Genomic DNA, 16,201 nt, shown 5'->3' on the forward strand with positions numbered 1-16,201 from the left:
CATGGATTATCCCCCGCGGAAATTTGTAGATCGCCGGGATGCGGGACGGCAACTCGCGGACGTTCTGGCGAAACATGCCCAGTCGGAGCCGTTGATCCTGGCATTGCCGCGCGGCGGCGTGCCCGTGGCTTTCGAGATAGCCAAGGCCTTGCACGCACCGCTCGAATTGGTTCTGGTGCGCAAAATCGGCGCGCCTGGACATTCCGAATACGGCATCGGCGCTGTGGTGGACGGCAATGATCCGCAATTCGTCTACAACGAGGAGGCGATGCGCATCGTCAATCCTTCGGCTGCCTACATCGAGGCCGAAAGCCGCCGCCAACTCGCCGAGATCGAGCGGCGGCGCGAGATCTATCAAGGAAATCGACCTCCGACACCAACCGAGGGCCGCACGGTGATCGTCGTGGACGATGGCGTCGCGACCGGCGGCACTGTCAAGGTCGCATTGAAGGCGTTGCGCAAAGCGGGAACCGGCAAGATCATTCTTGCTGTTCCGGTCGCAGCCGGCGAGGCCCTCGAGCAACTCGAAGCGGAGGCCGACGAAGTCATCTGTCTGCAAACACCGGATCCGTTCCGGGCTGTCGGCATCCACTATATCGACTTCGACCAGACATCGGACGAAGAGGTCGTTCGGCTGCTCGAAGAGGCTCGCGAAGGCGAGGCTTGAGCAACTAGTAACGGCCGATCGTCACGCCCGCGCCGAAGGCGTCATCGCTGCGGCCCCTCAGCCCTTGGCGACGCCCGCCGGGCGCTCCGGCAACGCACTGCGTAGACGAGGGACGAGGGCGACTGTCGGTATTTCGCTCGGCTGATTGTCGATCGTTCGTCTGAGTCGCGACCTGCGGCAACGGTCACTTCACCGACACATCGCCCCGCGAGATTTGGTTGACGGCCGGCGGCTCGGGCTGCGTGGTCACTTCGTGCAGCCATTCCCGCCAGATGGCGACGAGGAGCGCCATGAGCACGGGGCCGACGAACAGACCGAGGAAGCCCATTGTCTTCACGCCGCCGATCAGACCGAAGAAGGTAGGCAGGAAAGGCAACTTGATCGGTCCGCCGACGAGTTTCGGCCTGAGCGTCTTGTCGACGATGAACAGCTCTGTCGTGCCCCAGGTAAAGAGCGCGACCCCCTGCACCGGCGAGCCGCTCGCCACGAGATAGATCGACACCAGCGTGAAGCAGAGGGGTGCGCCGCCGGGCACCATTGCCATGATGCCGGTAATGATACCGAGCGTCACCGGCGACGGGACACCGGCCAGCCAGTAAGCGACGCCGAGAACGATGCCTTCGCCGATTGCAATGATGCCCATGCCGGTCACCGTCGAACTGATCGTCAGCGGCACCACTCGGGACAGACGCTCCCAGCGCATCGGAAAAATCCGCTCGCCGAGATGGTCGAGCTGCTTCGAAAAGGACTGGCCGTCGCGATAGACGAAGAACAGCGTGATCAGCATGAAGAGCAGCGTCAGGAAGGATTGGAAGGCGGACGCGCCGATCACGAGCACGCCGCGATAGATATTGCCGATGTTGGAGCCGCTGACGAGCTGCACCAGTTCGCCCAGGGCACCCGGATGGCCGACATATTTGACCCATTGCTCTCCGAGCCAACTGCCGGCCGCCGGTATGGTCGTCAGCCAGGCGGGAACCGGCGCCCCGTTGGCATTGGTTTCGACCGCCCAGACGAGCCAATCGCGCACTTCGTCCACCGCATAGACCGCGGTGATCGAAATCGGCACCACGATGAAGGCGACCACGGCGACGATGGCGATCGTTGCCGCCAGCGTGCGGTTGCCGTCGACCGCCTGGAGCAGCCGACGGTAAATCGGCCAGCTCGCGAAGCCTATGACGACGGCGGCGAGCACCGGCACCACGAAGCCATGGAAGAAATAGACGCCTGCCAACAGTACGAGGACGAGCAGCCAGCGGGCAGCCGAGATCGGCAGGACAAGGGCAGAGCGTGAATGGGCCGGCTGCCCGAAGAGCCTCGGCTCCGCGGGAAGGTTTTCTCGCTCACGATTGCCCAATTGCACCTGTCATCCTCCGTCTTTTAGAAACCTTACATGAAACCCCGGACCTTGCCAGCCCATCTGCTGCGTCGACACTCAGTTTCCGATGGATAGGGGATGGTCGCGGACGTTAGCGGCGGGACATGACAGAAAAATTTAGGCGTACTCAAGATCGTCGCGCGAAAATTCGGTCTCTTCGTAAACTTATGCTGCCTGCCGCCCTCTGCGGTCGACAAGAACCGAGACGAAGGAGATGGCAAAACCGGCAAGACCGAGAACAGCACCGACCAGCCCCGTCGAGGTCCAGCCGTAGCCTGCTGCGATCGATACACCGCCGAGCCAGGCGCCGAGCGCGTTTGCGAGGTTGAAGGCGGAGTGGCTGAGGGCTGCGGCCAGCGTCTGCGCCTTGCCCGCCACGTCCAGCAGACGCGTCTGCACGCCGGGCACGACGGCGAAACCGCCGCCGATGAACAGCACGTTGACGATCGCCATCCACTGGTTCGTCATGGTGAAATAGAACAGGATGTAGGCGAAGATGTTGAAGGCGATCGCAATGCCGATCGCCGGCAGCAACGACCAGTCGGCGAGCCGCGAGCCGACGATGTTGCCGAGTATCATGCCAGCCCCGAATACGGACAGCATGATCGGCACATTCGCAAGGGAGACGCCTGCGACTTCCGTCAGCGCCGGCGTGATGTAGCTGAAGACCGCGAACATGCCGCCGCAGCCGACGGCGCAAATGCCGAGCAGCAGCCAGACCTGCAACCTTCCGAGCGCGCCGAGTTCCCGAAGCGGCGTTGCCTGAGGGTCACCCCTGTCCCGCGGCACGTGGAGCCAGCTCAGGACCATGGTCAGCAGGCTGATGCCGCCGACGAGGGCAAAGGCGGTCCTCCAGCCAAGCGCCTGGCCAAACCACGCGGCGAGCGGTGTGCCGAAAAGCGTGGCGATCGTCAGCCCCATCATCACCCGGCCGATCGCCCGCGCCCGCTGGTTGGGCGCGGCGAGGCCGGCAGCGACGAGCGCCGCAACACCGAAATAGGCGCCGTGGGGCAGCCCGACGAGGAACCGCGCCGCGATCAGCGTGTGGAAATCCGGGGCCGCGGCGCTTGCAAAATTGCCAAGAGCGAACAGTGCCATCAGGACGAGAAGAACGTGAAAGCGGGCGAAGCGGGCGCCAAGAACGGCAATCAACGGCGCACCGACCACCACACCCAACGCATAGGCGCTGATCACGGCGCCGGCTTCCGGTACCGAAACGACGACATCTTCGGCGACCTGAGGCAGCAGACCCATGATCGCAAATTCGCCGGTGCCGATACCGAACCCGCCTACTGCGAGCGCGATTTCTGCCGCCGACACCCTGCTGCGTGGCATGACAGCTGTGGAGGGGAGGACGTCGTCGGACATGGAACAGCCTTGCTGCGGCACTTCAACCGCTGCTCGAAAATCGATATCTGGAAATGCCGCGAACGGCGTCGGCACCGACGATGCCGCAGGGAGGTTTATTGCGGTGCAATATAAATTGTTTGCCAGCTGCCGCAAGGATTTATGCTGCGGCGCATATCAAAATCTCGTGCGTTCTGCCGGTGCATCAAGTCGCCGCCATTGTTGACGTTTACGTCAAAGTCATATAAGCGGATTCACGGCTTGAAGAGACGCTGTAAAAGCTTCATCTTCGACGGAGAGGAAGGTCGGGAGGGATTTTTCTTCGCCGTGAGCACGGCCGGTCACTGGCGACCAGAGGGAGAGAGATCATGGCGGAAGCAAGCGCGCAGCAGGCGGGTTCCAATACAGGGAAAATCTGGCTCAAGTCCTATCCGCCAGGCGTGCCGGCCGAAATCGGCCCGTTGCCCTACCGCTCGATCGGCGAGTTCTTCGATCATGCGGTGGCGCAATATTCCTGGCGCCCGGCCTTCACCTGCATGGGCAAGTCGCTCACCTTCGCCGCTCTCAACACGCATTCGGCCGCGATCGGCGCGTGGCTGCAATCGCTCGGCCTGGCCAAGGGTGATCGCGTCGCAGTGATGCTACCGAACATCCTGCAGAATCCGGTCATCGTCTACGGCATCCTTCGTGCAGGCCTGACGGTGGTCAACGTCAATCCGCTTTATACGCCGCGCGAGCTCGAGCACCAGCTCGTCGATGCCGGCGCCAAGGCGATCTTCGTGCTCGAGAACTTCGCCCACACAGTCGAGCAGGTCGTCGCCCGTACGGCCGTCAAACATGTGGTGGTCGCCAGCATGGGCGACATGCTCGGCGTCAAGGGAGCAATCGTCAATCTCGTCGTGCGGCGCGTCAAGAAACTCGTGCCCGACTGGTCGATTCCGGGACATATCTCCTTCAAGACCGCACTTGCCAAGGGTGCGAAACTGAGCCTCACGAAACCCCATCTGGCGCCGTCCGATGTGGCCTTCCTGCAATATACCGGCGGCACCACCGGCGTCTCCAAGGGCGCCACCCTCACCCATTCCAACCTTTTGTCCAACATGGCGCAGATGGAGCTGTGGCTGGAAACCGCCTTCCGGCGCAAGGCGCGCCCGGAAAACCTCACCTTCATGTGCGCGCTGCCGCTCTATCATATCTTCGCGCTGACGGTGAATTCGCTGATGGGCCTCTCGACGGGCGGCAACAACATTCTCATCCCCAACCCGCGCGACATTCCCGCCTTCGTCAAGGAACTCGGCAAGTACCGGACGAACATCTTCCCCGGCCTTAACACGCTGTTCAACGCGCTGATGAACAACGCCGAATTCAAGAAGCTCGACTTTTCGTCGCTGGTGCTGACCTTTGGTGGCGGCATGGCCGTGCAGCGGCCGGTCGCCGAGCGTTGGCTGGCGATGACCGGCTGCCCGATCCATGAAGGCTACGGGCTTTCCGAGACCTCCCCGGTCGCCACCGCCAACCGGCTCGATACAGGCGATTTCACCGGCACGATCGGCATGCCGCTCCCCTCCACCGAGGTCGAGATTCGGGACGAGGACGGCAACACGCTGCCCGTCGGCGACATCGGCGAAATCTGCATCCGTGGCCCGCAGGTCATGGCCGGCTACTGGCAACGGCCGGACGAGACGGCGAGAGCGATCTCGCCGGACGGCTTTTTCCGCACCGGCGACATCGGTTTCATGAACTCCGAGGGGCTGACGAAAATCGTCGACCGCAAGAAGGACATGATTCTCGTTTCCGGCTTCAACGTCTTCCCGAACGAGATCGAGGAAGTCGCGATAACCCACCCGGGCATCCTCGAATGTGCCGCCATCGGCATCCCCGATCCGCATTCGGGCGAGGCCGTGAAGCTCTTCGTCGTACGGAAGGATCCCGATCTCACCGAGGCGGAGGTCAAGCGCCACTGCGCCGCCAACCTCACCAACTATAAGCGGCCGAGACACGTGGAATTTCGCACCGAGTTGCCGAAGTCGAATGTCGGCAAGATCCTGCGCAAGGATTTGCGCGGGTAGCAGCAGCGTCGGCCCTGATTGCTCCTCATCCTAACCTTCTGCCCGCTCGCGGGGAGAAGGTCCGGCAGGCGGCAAGGGGCCTCATCGCGCGCGACGCAGCGAAGGCCCTCGCGCACGGCCTTTTTTCGCTGCAGCGCACACATGCCCTTGATTTACCGCAAACAAACCGACTAGCTATCGCAGCCAATTTCCGATGCAAGGAGCCTGCGATGAAAGCGCTTGTCGAACACCTGAAAGCCACTGCACGCGAGACCAATGCAACCGACATTCGCGCCGCCTTCGCGGCCGACCCGAACCGCTTCTCCCGCTTCAGCACGACGCTCGACGACCTACTCTTCGATTATTCGAAATGCGCGGTGAACGACCGGATTCTCGATGGGCTCGAAGCGCTCGCAAAGGCGGCGAAGGTAGAAGAGAAGCGGGACGCCATGTTCCGCGGCGATATCATCAACATGACCGAGGGCCGCGCCGTGCTGCACACGGCGCTCAGGAACCGCAGCAACCGACCGGTCCTCGCTGACGGCAAGGACGTGATGCCCGACGTCAACGCGGTACTCGACGCGATGGGTGCCTTTGCCGACGGCGTCCGTTCGGGCGCTTTGAAGGGCGCCACCGGCAAGGAGATCACCGACGTCATCAATATCGGCATCGGCGGCTCCGACCTCGGCCCAGTGATGGCGACGCTGGCGCTCAGCCCCTTCCACGACGGTCCACGGCTGCATTTCGTTTCCAACATCGACGGCGCGCATATCGCCGACACGTTGAAGCTCGTCGATCCGGAAACCGCGCTCTTCATCGTTGCCTCGAAGACCTTCACCACGATCGAGACGATGACCAATGCGGCAACTGCCCGCGCCTTCATCGCCGACAAGCTCGGCGAAGCGGCGGTCGGGCATCACTTCGCTGCCGTCTCCACCGCGCTCGACAAGGTTGCCGCCTTCGGCATCGATCAGGCACGCGTCTTCGGCTTCTGGGACTGGGTCGGTGGGCGCTATTCGATCTGGTCGGCGATCGGCCTGCCGCTGATGATCGCGATCGGCAAGGAAAATTTCGGAAGCTTCCTCGACGGCGGCCACGCGATCGATAAGCATTTTCGCACAGCGCCGCTGCGTCAGAACATTCCGATGCTGCTCGGCCTGATCGGCTTCTATCATCGCAACGTGCTCGGCTATCCGTCGCGCGCGATCCTGCCCTACGACCAGCGCCTTGCGCGCTTCCCAGCCTATCTGCAGCAGCTCGACATGGAATCGAACGGCAAGGGCGTCACGATGGATAGCACACCGGTCGAATTCTCGACCGGCCCCGTCGTCTGGGGCGAACCGGGCACCAACGGCCAGCACGCCTTCTACCAGCTGATCCACCAGGGCACCGACATCATCCCGGCCGAATTCATGATCGCTGGCAATGGCCACGAAAAGGACCTGCGTCACCAGCACCAGTTGCTGATGGCAAATTGCCTGGCGCAGTCGGAAGCCTTGATGAAGGGCCGCACGCTTGCCGAAGCCAAGGCGCAGCTCACGTCGAAGGGAATGGATGACGCCAAGGCCGACAAGATCGCCCCGCATCGGGTCTTCACCGGAAACCGGCCGTCTCTCACCTTCGTCTACGACCAGCTCGATCCCTTCGCGCTCGGTCGCCTGATCGCCCTCTACGAACATCGCGTGTTCGTCGAAGGTGCGCTCTTCAACATCAATTCCTTCGACCAATGGGGCGTCGAGCTCGGTAAGGAATTGGCCACCGGATTGCTGCCGGTGGTCGAAGGCAAGGAAAGCGCCGAAGGCCACGATTCATCGACCGCCGGTCTTGTCGCAGCCTTGCTGAAGGCCGCGCGTTGAGCAACAAAAGGGCGCCAGCGATGGCGCCCCTTCAGCTTTCAGGTATCCGCGCCGAGAGGCGGGACGCCCCGGAAAAGCTCACAGCCCGATTTCGTATTGCCACGGCGGATTTGCGCCGGCGCGCGAGACGGTAACGGCCGCGGCCTTGGCGCCGAGCGCCAAAGCCTGACGGACTGCGGCGTCGCTGAGATTTGCCACGTTGTTCTTGGTCAGCAGGTTGTTGAGCTTCAACGACGCCAGCACGCCGGCATCAAAAGTATCTCCGGCACCGACCGTATCGACGACCGTCACCCGTTCACCGGCGACTTCGACCTTGTGGTTCCTGGTATAGCCAACCGCGCCATCGGCACCCTTGGTGATCAGCACCAGCTTGGGGCCGCGCTTCAGCCATTCGGCAGCAAGCTCGTCATGGCTGCCTTCCATGCCGAACCAGGCGAGGTCCTCATCGGAAAACTTGATGATGTCCGACATCGCCGCCATGCGGTTCATGCGGCCGAGATGCGCCTCGCGATCCTTGATGAAGCCGGGACGGATGTTCGGGTCGAAGGAGATCACGCGCTTTTCGTGCTCGCGCATCATCAAGGCTTCGTAAGTCGAGCCGCACGGTTCGGGAATGAGGCTGATCGCACCGAAATGCAGTGCCTCGCAGAATTCGCCGAGCGCCGGGAGATGATCCTTGGTGATCATCCGTCCGGCGGTGTTCTCGTCGAAGAAGGCGTAGCTCGCGTGACCATTGACGAGCTTCACGAATGCAAGCGTCGTGTGGAGCGGAAGGATCGCGCAAGGGCCGAAATCGACATTCGCGGCTTTCAGTGTAACGCGCAGGATATCGCCGAACATGTCGTCGGAAAGGCCGGTGAAGAAGCCGGTCGGGATGCCGAGCCGCCCGAGCGCAATGGCGGTATTGAAGATCGCTCCGCCGGCATAGGGCGCAAAGGCGCTCTCCCCGGCCGCCGTGTCGCGCGGCAGCATGTCGATCAAGGCTTCCCCGCAACAAACGATCATCGGCATTTCCTCCCTTAACGACCATTCCTTCGATTATTCAATCGATTTAAATCAGATCTCTCGCCAAAGCCAGCGAAAGCTCACTGGGCCGCAAGCGCGCTGACGCCGCCGTTGCGACCGGACCAGGCGAGCGGAGCGTTGAGAAACGCTTCGACCTCGTTCAGCGTCTTCTCGTCGAACAGCGCCTGCTCGCGGGCAACCGCCAATACGTTGCGCCACGTCGCGATGAAGTGCAGGTCGACCCCCTTCGATTTCATGTCCGCCCGCGCTTCCGGGAAGATGTCGTAGTAGAAGAGCGCGATGCCGTGGTCGACCACACCGCCGGCCGCGCGGATCGCATCGATGAACTTGAACATCGAACCGCCGGCGGTCGTCAGATCCTCGATGACCAGAACACGCGCGCCTTCCGGCATATGACCCTCGATCTGGGCATTGCGGCCATGGCCCTTCGGCGCCTTGCGCACATAGATCATCGGCAGGCCGAGGCGCTCGGCAAGCATGGCGGCGAAGGGGATGCCGGCCGTCTCGCCGCCGGCGACCACGTCGAACTGCTCGAAACCGGCCTCGCGGAGGATCGTCGCGGCGGCGAAATCCATCACCGCGGAGCGGATGCGCGGATGAGAGATCAGCTTACGGCAGTCGATGTAGACAGGGCTCGCCATGCCGGAGGACAGCTTGTAAGGCTCGTCGGCACGAAAATGCACCGCCTTGATCTCCCAGAGCATTTTCGCGACCAGCTCAGCCATCACCGCCTTGTCGGTGAACGCGTTGGAAAACATCAATCTCTCCTTCCTGGCGTGACCCCGAAAAGCGGGAACCGGTTTTCGGATTCAGTCACGCGGCAAAACAACCCTCGTCAATCAGACGACGGCCCAATAAAGCGGGAACATCGGATCGAAAACGGTGACCGGGCCGGCCTCGGTCTCAACCTTGGCCGGATAGCGGACCGGCTGTTCCTGCTTGCGCAGCGTGATCGTTTCCTCGTTCACCGGCAGGCCGTACCAGGAGGGACCATTCAACGATGCGAAGGCCTCCAGACGATCGAGCGCCCCCTCCTCTTCGAAGACATGGGCAAGGCAGCTCATGGTGTTGATCGATGTATAGATGCCGGCGCAACCGCAGGCACATTCCTTCAGCGGATCGACGTGGGGCGCGGAATCGGTGCCAAGAAAGAAGCGTGCATCTCCGGACGTCGCCGCCGCGCGCAGCGCCAGGCGGTGCTTCTCGCGCTTGGCGACCGGCAGGCAGTAGTAATGCGGCTTGATACCGCCGACGAGGATGGCATTGCGATTGATGATCAGATGGTGGGTCGTGATCGAGCCGGCGAGATTGGCTTTGGACGCGTTGATGTAGTCGACACCATCCTTGGTCGTTACGTGCTCCATAGTGACCCGAAGCTCGGGCAGGCGCCGGCGGAGCGGGTCGAGCACGGTTTCGATGAACACCGCTTCGCGGTCGAAGATGTCGACATCGGCGGTCGTCACCTCGCCATGGACGCAGAGCGGCAAACCTATCTCGGCCATGCGCTCCAGCACCGGCATCGCTTTCTCGATGTCGCGAACGCCGCTGTGCGAGTTGGTCGTCGCTCCTGCCGGATAGAGCTTGACCGCCTTGACGAGGCCACGCCTGTGGCCGGTCTCGACGTCGTCCGGGTCGGTGCCTTCGGTCAGATAGAGCGTCATCAACGGCTCGAACCGATGCTCCGTGGGAACGGCGGCGAGAATGCGCTCGCGATAGGCGGCCGCATCGGCGGTGGTCACGACCGGCGGCACCAGATTAGGCATGATGATGGCGCGGGCAAAGTGGCGGCTCGTGTCCGCGATCACGCCGCGCAGCATGCCGCCGTCGCGCAGGTGAAGGTGCCAATCGTCCGGGCGGCGGATAACGAGGTCTTGCATGGTCAGCGTTCTCCCGATGCTCGCGTCCGATCGGCGCGAGCGGCGCGCTGGCCGGTCGATGCGCTCGATGAACGGGACTTCATGTGGTGAAACCGCGCCTCGATATCATCATTGCGCCGCAAAACACAATGGTGATTCGAAAAGTGCAGAGCGGGATGCGTGCGGAAAACCGCGCACACTTTTCCTCATCCCGCTCCGAGCCCATCCCTCAGAAATCCCGGATGACGAGGCTGGCCGGCCGGCGGTTGCCTATAACGCGACGGGCATTCGGGATGTCGTTGCCGAACGCCTTCATCCTCGCGGTCTCGTCGTCATAGCCGTGATCGTACCAGCGTTTCAGCAATCGCTGCTCGACCATATCGAGGCCGGGATCGATGAAAATCGAAAGGTCGAAGGCCCCTTCTAGTCTGTTCCACGGCGCTTCGTCGAGCATCAGATAGTTGCCTTCGACGAGAACGATGCGCGTTTCCGGCGCGATCACCCGCGCAGAGGCGATTGCCAGCTCGCGCGAGCGGTCGAAGATCGGCACGAGGACTTCGCCGTCGTTGGCGCTAACGGCAGCGAGCGTCGAAAGAAACGACCTGAAGTCGAAGGTTTCGGGCGCGCCCTTGAGGGCAAGCAGTCCCTTTTCTTCGAGAACGGCATTGTCCATGTGGAAGCCGTCCATCGGCAGTACCGCCGCCTTCTCGCCGGCTTCCGCTAGAGCCTCGGCAAGCACTTCAGCGAGCGTCGATTTGCCGGCACCCGGTGGACCGGCTATGGCAACGATGAAACGGGCGGCGCCGGCCGCCCGCTGGAGGATCTCATCCCTCAGGGCATGCAGGTTCATGCGGCAAGAACCTCTCCAGGCGGCGCCTTGGCACCGGTCATGAAGGCCACCGCATCCGACATGGTATAGTCCTTCGGATTGATGACGCAGAGCCGCCGGCCGAGGCGGTGGATATGGATCCGGTCCGCCACCTCGAAGACGTGCGGCATGTTGTGCGAGATCAACACGATCGGCAGACCGCGGCGGCGAACGTCGAGGATCAGTTCCAGCACCCGCCGGCTTTCCTTGACGCCGAGCGCCGCCGTCGGTTCGTCCATGATCACCACTTTGGAACCGAAGGCGGCGGCGCGGGCGACGGCGACCCCCTGGCGCTGGCCACCCGACAGGGTCTCCACCGCCTGGTTGATGTTCTGGATCGTCATCAGGCCGAGTTCAGAGAGCTTTGCCCGCGCTTGTTTTTCCATGGCCGCACGGTCCAGCGAGCGGAACCACTTGCCCATGATGCCGGGCTTGCGGATCTCTCGGCCGAGGAACATGTTGTCGGCGATCGATAGCGCCGGAGACAGGGCGAGATTCTGATAGACCGTCTCGATACCGGCCTTCCTGGCTTCCATCGGCGAGCGGAAATGGATCGGCTGGCCCTCGAGCCGGATCTCGCCCTCGTCAGGGGTGATGGCGCCGGAGATCGCCTTGATCATCGTGGATTTGCCGGCGCCGTTGTCGCCGATCACGGCCAGGATTTCGCCCGGGTAGAGATCGAAATCGGCGTGGTCGAGAGCGGTCACGCGACCGTAGCGCTTGACGAGACCGCGGGCGGTGAGAATGGGTTCCTGTGCCATCAGGCTGCTACCTTTCTGATCCACTGGTCGATTGCAACGGCGAGGATGATCAGCAAGCCGATCAAGAGATAGGTCCATTGCGGATCCGTGCCCATGAGGCGAAGTCCGAGCGAGAAGACGCCGACGATCAATGCGCCGAAGAGCATGCCGAGAATGGAGCCGCGACCGCCGAAGAGCGAGATGCCGCCGATCACCACGGCGGTAATCGATTCGATATTCGCGAACTGGCCTGCCGTCGGCGAGACCGATCCGATACGGCCGATCAGGGCCCAGCCGGCAAGCGCGCAGATGAGACCCGAGAGCGTGTAGATGGTGACGAGCATACCCTTGACATTGACGCCGGCGAGCTTGGCCGCCTCGGGGTCGTCGCCGACCGCGTAGACATAGCGTCCCCAGGCTGTGCGGTTGAGCACATACCAGAGCAGGGCCACGAGAAGCACCATGGCGACGACGCCGTAGGTGAAGACGGCGTTGCCGATGCGGAAATTCTGACCGAAGAACTGCAGGATCGGCGCGTTGTTGGAGATATCCTGGGCGCGGATCGTCTCGTTGGCGGAATAGAGGAAGTTGGAGGCGAGCACGATCTGCCACATGCCGAGCGTGACGATGAAGGGCGGCAGCTTCATGCGCGCAACGAGCGTGCCATTGATGAAGCCGCAGAGCGCCCCGATGCCGAGACCGCAGAGAACGGATAGTGTTGGTGGCAGGCCGTAGCGGAAGGTGAACTGCCCCATGATCACCGATGACAGCACCATCATGGCGCCGACCGAGAGATCGATGCCCGCCGTCAGGATGACGAGCGTCTGCGCGGCACCTACGATGCCGACGATCGCCACCTGCTGCAGGATGAGCGTCATCGTGAAGGCGGAAAAGAACTTGCCGCCGAGGATGGCGCCGAAGGCGATCAGCGACAGAACCAGCACGATCAACGGTACGGCGGCCGGACTTGAATGAAGGAAATGCTGCAGCTTCTGAAGCGGCGTCTTGTCGTGTGTATCGAAGGACGCCACCTCCGTCGAACTGTTGACCAGGACCTTTTCGAATTCCTGGGATGATTGTGCGGCTGTGTTTGGCTCGCCCATGGAGACTCCTCCCGTGAACCCCACTCCCAAGGGGGGTGCATTGCTGCCGGATGCGGCCCCGCCGATGATTTCGGCGAGTTTCAGCAATCTCTAAAAACTGCGCAGGTTTTCCGCGCCATGTCAAAGATCTCGGCGCTTATGCGAAGGGCGGCCGGGGCCGCCCTTCCCTGTACATGGTCACCGGATCGCCGAGGTAATTAACCCCAGCACTTATCCGTGCCGACCTTGGTGTCGATCGACTCGACGCCTGAAACCGGCTTGTCGGTGACGAGCGAAACGCCGGTGTCGACGAAGTCCTTGCCCTCGGTCGGCTTCGGCTTTTCGCCGGTGTCTGCGAATTTCTTGATCGCCTCGATGCCGAGCGCGGCCATCATCAGCGGATATTGCTGCGACGTCGCGCCGATGACGCCGTCGGCGACGTTCTTGACGCCCGGGCAGCCACCATCGACTGAAACGATCAGCACATCCTTTTCGCGGCCGACGGCTTTCAGCGCCTCATAGGCACCAGCGGCGGCCGGCTCGTTGATCGTATGCACGACGTTGATGGTCGGATCCTTCTGGAGGAGGTTCTCCATGGCGGTGCGACCACCCTCTTCGTTGCCATTGGTGACGTCGTGGCCAACGATGCGCGGGTCGTCCTCGTCACCGATCTTGTTCGGGTCCTTCGGGTCGATGCCGAAACCGATCATGAAGCCCTGGTCGCGCAACACGTCCACGGTCGGCTGCGAAGGTGTCAGGTCGAGGAAGGCGACCTTGGCATCCTTGGCGGCGTCGCCCAGCGTCGCGGCCGCCCACTGGCCGATCAGCTTGCCGGCGAGCAGATTGTCCGTCGCGAAGGTCGCGTCAGCGGCATCGAGCGGCTCGAGGGGGGTGTCGAGCGCGATGACAAGCAAGCCGGCCTCACGAGCCTTCTGCACCTGCGGCACGATGCCCTTGGTGTCGGACGCCGTCAGCAGGATGCCCTTGGCACCATCGGCAATGCAGGTCTCGATTGCCGCGACCTGGCTTTCGGAATCACCGTCGATCTTGCCTGCGTAGGACTTCAGCGTCATGCCGAGTTCCTGGGCCTTGGCGGTGGCGCCTTCCTTCATCTTCACGAAAAAGGGATTGGTGTCGGTCTTGGTAATGAGGCAGGCCGAAACGTCGGCGGCCTGCGACGGCGAAGCGAAGGCAACTCCGAGCGCCAGTGCCGCAAAGGCAGCGGAAAGAACAGTTTTCTTCATGTAATCCTCCCAAGGATTGAAAAACGTGCCGGCATCCCGGCTTCGGGCTTCGTCGCCGCAGCATTCTCCTCCTGCGGACGGCGCTTCCGAAGGTAAGTCAAACACCAAACTTTCTGGGTGTCAATAAATAAATCAAATTGAATTATTATTCCGTTGTGGCATTCTTAGGCTCGGGACGAGCTTGGAGGAACCCCGGACCGTCCGGCAAATTGACAGATCGACCTGAAGTGGAAACAACAGATTCGCGCCAAGCGAGCATCTACAGCGCCTCGCATCCGCTCAGACGCGCAAGGATCGCTGTAGAACTTTGAATTTGCAGCGTGATTTTCCCTCAAATCGGTTCCCGATTTAAGGAATCATGCAATGTGCCAACGGGAGGAGACGGTGGCATGTCGATAACACACGATTCCCGCGGGGGATCGACGCAACCGGATGTGGTCGACCCAAGCGGCGGAGCGAACCAGACACGCGTGCGCGCCTATAACGAACGGCTCGTCATGTCGCTGGTCCGCCGCCACGGCAGCCTGTCGAAGGCGGATATCGCCCGACGCTCCGGCCTTTCCGCGCAGACCGTCTCCGTCATCATGCGCGCGCTTGAGCGCGATGGCCTCTTGATCCGCGGCGCCCCGGTACGTGGCCGCGTCGGCCAGCCCTCGATCCCGATGCGCCTCAATCCGGATGCGGTCTACTCGTTCGGCGTCAAGATCGGCCGCCGCAGCGCCGACCTGGTGCTGATGGATTTCGTCGGCAATATCCGGCTGCATCTGCATCAGATCCACACCTATCCGCTGCCCCAGGATCTCGTCACCTTCATCGTCGGCGGCATCGAAAAGCTCGAGCGGCAACTCGCGCCCGAGCAGCGCGCGCGCATCGCCGGCGTCGGCATTGCGACCCCGTTCGAACTCTGGAACTGGGCCGAGGAAGTCGGCGCGCCGCGGGAGGAGATGGATCGGTGGCGTGATACGAACCTGCAGGCGGCCGTTGCCGCGCGGGTACCCCATGCGGTCTTTCTCCAGAACGACGGAACGAGTGCCTGCGGAGCGGAGCTCGCCTTCGGCGTCGGCTCGAGTTACCCCGATTTCGTCTATTTCTATATCGGCTCGTTCATCGGCGGCGGCATCGTCCTCAACTCCGCCCTCTTTTCCGGACGGACCGGGACCGCCGGAGCTGTCGGCCCGTTGCCGGTCTCGGGCAAGGATGGCAAATCCACGCAATTGCTGAAGATCGCTTCGGTCTTCGTGCTTGAAAACCTGCTGCGCGAGCGCGGCATCGATCCGCAGCCGCTCTGGTATTCCGCAGACGACTGGATCGACTTCGGCGAACCGCTGGAAATCTGGATCCAGGACACGGCGGCGGCCCTTGCCCAAGCCGTGGTCTCCGCCGCCTCGATCATCGATTTCTCGGCGGCAGTCATCGATGGTGGTTTCCCGCCCTGGGTTCGGGCGCGCATCCTTGCGGCGACGCGCCGGGCGCTGCAAACGCTCGACCTGCAGGGCGTGACGGTTCCGGATCTCGTTGAAGGCGCGGTCGGAAGCCACGCCCGGGCGATCGGCGGGGCAAGCCTCCCGCTGTTTTCCCGCTATCTCTTGGACACCAATGTCCTTTTCAAGGAGCTTAGTTGATGCTGAAAGGAATAAACCCACTGCTCGGCCCGGAACTTCTCTCGGCGTTGAGAGCAATGGGTCATGGCGACGAGATCGCGCTCGTCGACGGCAATTATCCGGGCGAGGAGCACGCGCGTCGCCTGGTTCGTCTCGACGGACATGGCCTCATCCCGGTGCTCGATGCGATCCTGAGTGTCCTGCCGATCGACGATTTCGTACCCGAGGCGATCTTCCGCGCCACTGTCAAACAGGACAAGCATGCGCTCGACCCGGTGCATCGCGAAATCATCGAATGCTGCGGCAAGCATGAGCCGACACGCAACGTCGTGCCGCTGTTAGGCGCCGATTTCTATCCGCGCGTAAAGGCGGCACACACGGTGGTGCAGACCAGCGAGCCGCGCCTCTACGGCAACGTCATTTTGCGCAAGGGCGTCATTTACCCCTAGGTTCGTTTTCTCTGGAACGACACAATTCCGGACGGAAAC

The 16,201-nt window shown here is 62.4% G+C and carries 14 protein-coding genes; 5 read left to right on the forward strand and 9 right to left on the reverse strand.

Annotated features, from left to right (window positions below; translation table 11 throughout):
• Position 1 precedes the first annotated feature (1 nt).
• Entirely contained in the window at positions 2–667 is a 666-nt protein-coding gene (locus ILFOPFJJ_RS13425) for a phosphoribosyltransferase (protein ID WP_173511025.1), read from the forward strand.
• A 184-nt stretch (positions 668–851) separates the two neighbouring features.
• Here the strand turns inward: ILFOPFJJ_RS13425 and ILFOPFJJ_RS13430 are convergent, their stop codons facing one another.
• Together ILFOPFJJ_RS13430 and ILFOPFJJ_RS13435 are read right to left on the reverse strand one after the other, a co-directional pair.
• Positions 852–2,030 carry an AI-2E family transporter gene (locus tag ILFOPFJJ_RS13430; protein ID WP_173511026.1) on the reverse strand — a complete coding sequence of 393 codons (1,179 nt, stop codon included), beginning with the start codon at positions 2,028–2,030 and terminating at the stop codon, positions 852–854.
• Positions 2,031–2,210: 180 nt separating this feature from the next.
• A complete protein-coding gene (locus tag ILFOPFJJ_RS13435; RefSeq protein WP_173511027.1) occupies positions 2,211–3,413 on the reverse strand; it encodes an MFS transporter in 1,203 nt (400 codons plus the stop codon).
• A 347-nt stretch (positions 3,414–3,760) separates the two neighbouring features.
• Here ILFOPFJJ_RS13435 and ILFOPFJJ_RS13440 point away from each other — a divergent pair, with 347 nt between their 5' ends.
• Entirely contained in the window at positions 3,761–5,461 is a 1,701-nt protein-coding gene (locus ILFOPFJJ_RS13440) for a long-chain fatty acid--CoA ligase (protein WP_173511028.1), read from the forward strand.
• A gap of 209 nt (positions 5,462–5,670) precedes the next feature.
• Complete coding sequence (gene pgi / locus ILFOPFJJ_RS13445; RefSeq protein ID WP_173511029.1) at positions 5,671–7,296, forward strand: glucose-6-phosphate isomerase; 1,626 nt, start codon at positions 5,671–5,673, stop codon at positions 7,294–7,296.
• A 78-nt stretch (positions 7,297–7,374) separates the two neighbouring features.
• Here pgi and ILFOPFJJ_RS13450 read toward each other — a convergent pair whose 3' ends face one another.
• The 7 genes from ILFOPFJJ_RS13450 to ILFOPFJJ_RS13480 all read right to left on the reverse strand — a co-directional run bounded on the left by ILFOPFJJ_RS13450 (position 7,375) and on the right by ILFOPFJJ_RS13480 (position 14,112).
• Entirely contained in the window at positions 7,375–8,301 is a 927-nt protein-coding gene (locus ILFOPFJJ_RS13450; RefSeq protein WP_173511030.1) for a carbohydrate kinase family protein, read from the reverse strand.
• A gap of 80 nt (positions 8,302–8,381) precedes the next feature.
• On the reverse strand, positions 8,382–9,080 hold the full coding sequence (locus ILFOPFJJ_RS13455) for an orotate phosphoribosyltransferase (protein ID WP_173511031.1): 699 nt from the start codon (positions 9,078–9,080) through the stop codon (positions 8,382–8,384).
• Between the two features lie 81 nt (positions 9,081–9,161).
• Positions 9,162–10,199 carry a dihydroorotase gene (pyrC, locus tag ILFOPFJJ_RS13460; protein ID WP_173511032.1) on the reverse strand — a complete coding sequence of 346 codons (1,038 nt, stop codon included), beginning with the start codon at positions 10,197–10,199 and terminating at the stop codon, positions 9,162–9,164.
• 208 nt (positions 10,200–10,407) lie between these two features.
• Entirely contained in the window at positions 10,408–11,028 is a 621-nt protein-coding gene (locus ILFOPFJJ_RS13465) for a nucleoside triphosphate hydrolase (RefSeq protein ID WP_173511033.1), read from the reverse strand.
• The gene (locus ILFOPFJJ_RS13470) at positions 11,025–11,807 is read right to left on the reverse strand and encodes an ATP-binding cassette domain-containing protein (protein ID WP_173511034.1); all 783 of its coding nucleotides are present in this window, start codon (positions 11,805–11,807) and stop codon (positions 11,025–11,027) included. The genes ILFOPFJJ_RS13465 and ILFOPFJJ_RS13470 overlap by 4 nt, the downstream gene beginning before the upstream one ends.
• A complete protein-coding gene (locus ILFOPFJJ_RS13475) occupies positions 11,807–12,889 on the reverse strand; it encodes an ABC transporter permease (RefSeq protein WP_173511035.1) in 1,083 nt (360 codons plus the stop codon). The genes ILFOPFJJ_RS13470 and ILFOPFJJ_RS13475 overlap by 1 nt, the downstream gene beginning before the upstream one ends.
• Before the next feature lie 197 nt (positions 12,890–13,086).
• The gene (locus ILFOPFJJ_RS13480) at positions 13,087–14,112 is read right to left on the reverse strand and encodes a sugar ABC transporter substrate-binding protein (protein WP_173511036.1); all 1,026 of its coding nucleotides are present in this window, start codon (positions 14,110–14,112) and stop codon (positions 13,087–13,089) included.
• 389 nt (positions 14,113–14,501) lie between these two features.
• Between ILFOPFJJ_RS13480 and ILFOPFJJ_RS13485 the strand changes: the two genes are divergently transcribed.
• Entirely contained in the window at positions 14,502–15,734 is a 1,233-nt protein-coding gene (locus ILFOPFJJ_RS13485; protein WP_173511037.1) for an ROK family transcriptional regulator, read from the forward strand.
• Positions 15,734–16,162 carry an RbsD/FucU family protein gene (locus tag ILFOPFJJ_RS13490; RefSeq protein ID WP_173511038.1) on the forward strand — a complete coding sequence of 143 codons (429 nt, stop codon included), beginning with the start codon at positions 15,734–15,736 and terminating at the stop codon, positions 16,160–16,162. The genes ILFOPFJJ_RS13485 and ILFOPFJJ_RS13490 overlap by 1 nt, the downstream gene beginning before the upstream one ends.
• Positions 16,163–16,201 lie beyond the last annotated feature (39 nt).

The sequence above is a fragment of the Sinorhizobium psoraleae genome, from assembly GCF_013283645.1.
GTDB lineage: Bacteria > Pseudomonadota > Alphaproteobacteria > Rhizobiales > Rhizobiaceae > Sinorhizobium > Sinorhizobium psoraleae.

Coding starts and splice junctions, on each gene's coding strand:
- ILFOPFJJ_RS13425 (WP_173511025.1), top strand. CDS start 2: ATGGATTATCCCCCGCGGAAATTTGTAGATCGCCGGGATGCGGGACGG.
- ILFOPFJJ_RS13435 (WP_173511027.1), bottom strand. CDS start 3,413: ATGTCCGACGACGTCCTCCCCTCCACAGCTGTCATGCCACGCAGCAGG.
- ILFOPFJJ_RS13440 (WP_173511028.1), top strand. CDS start 3,761: ATGGCGGAAGCAAGCGCGCAGCAGGCGGGTTCCAATACAGGGAAAATC.
- pgi (WP_173511029.1), top strand. CDS start 5,671: ATGAAAGCGCTTGTCGAACACCTGAAAGCCACTGCACGCGAGACCAAT.
- ILFOPFJJ_RS13450 (WP_173511030.1), bottom strand. CDS start 8,301: ATGATCGTTTGTTGCGGGGAAGCCTTGATCGACATGCTGCCGCGCGAC.
- ILFOPFJJ_RS13455 (WP_173511031.1), bottom strand. CDS start 9,080: ATGTTTTCCAACGCGTTCACCGACAAGGCGGTGATGGCTGAGCTGGTC.
- pyrC (WP_173511032.1), bottom strand. CDS start 10,199: ATGCAAGACCTCGTTATCCGCCGCCCGGACGATTGGCACCTTCACCTG.
- ILFOPFJJ_RS13465 (WP_173511033.1), bottom strand. CDS start 11,028: ATGAACCTGCATGCCCTGAGGGATGAGATCCTCCAGCGGGCGGCCGGC.
- ILFOPFJJ_RS13470 (WP_173511034.1), bottom strand. CDS start 11,807: ATGGCACAGGAACCCATTCTCACCGCCCGCGGTCTCGTCAAGCGCTAC.
- ILFOPFJJ_RS13475 (WP_173511035.1), bottom strand. CDS start 12,889: ATGGGCGAGCCAAACACAGCCGCACAATCATCCCAGGAATTCGAAAAG.
- ILFOPFJJ_RS13480 (WP_173511036.1), bottom strand. CDS start 14,112: ATGAAGAAAACTGTTCTTTCCGCTGCCTTTGCGGCACTGGCGCTCGGA.
- ILFOPFJJ_RS13485 (WP_173511037.1), top strand. CDS start 14,502: ATGTCGATAACACACGATTCCCGCGGGGGATCGACGCAACCGGATGTG.
- ILFOPFJJ_RS13490 (WP_173511038.1), top strand. CDS start 15,734: ATGCTGAAAGGAATAAACCCACTGCTCGGCCCGGAACTTCTCTCGGCG.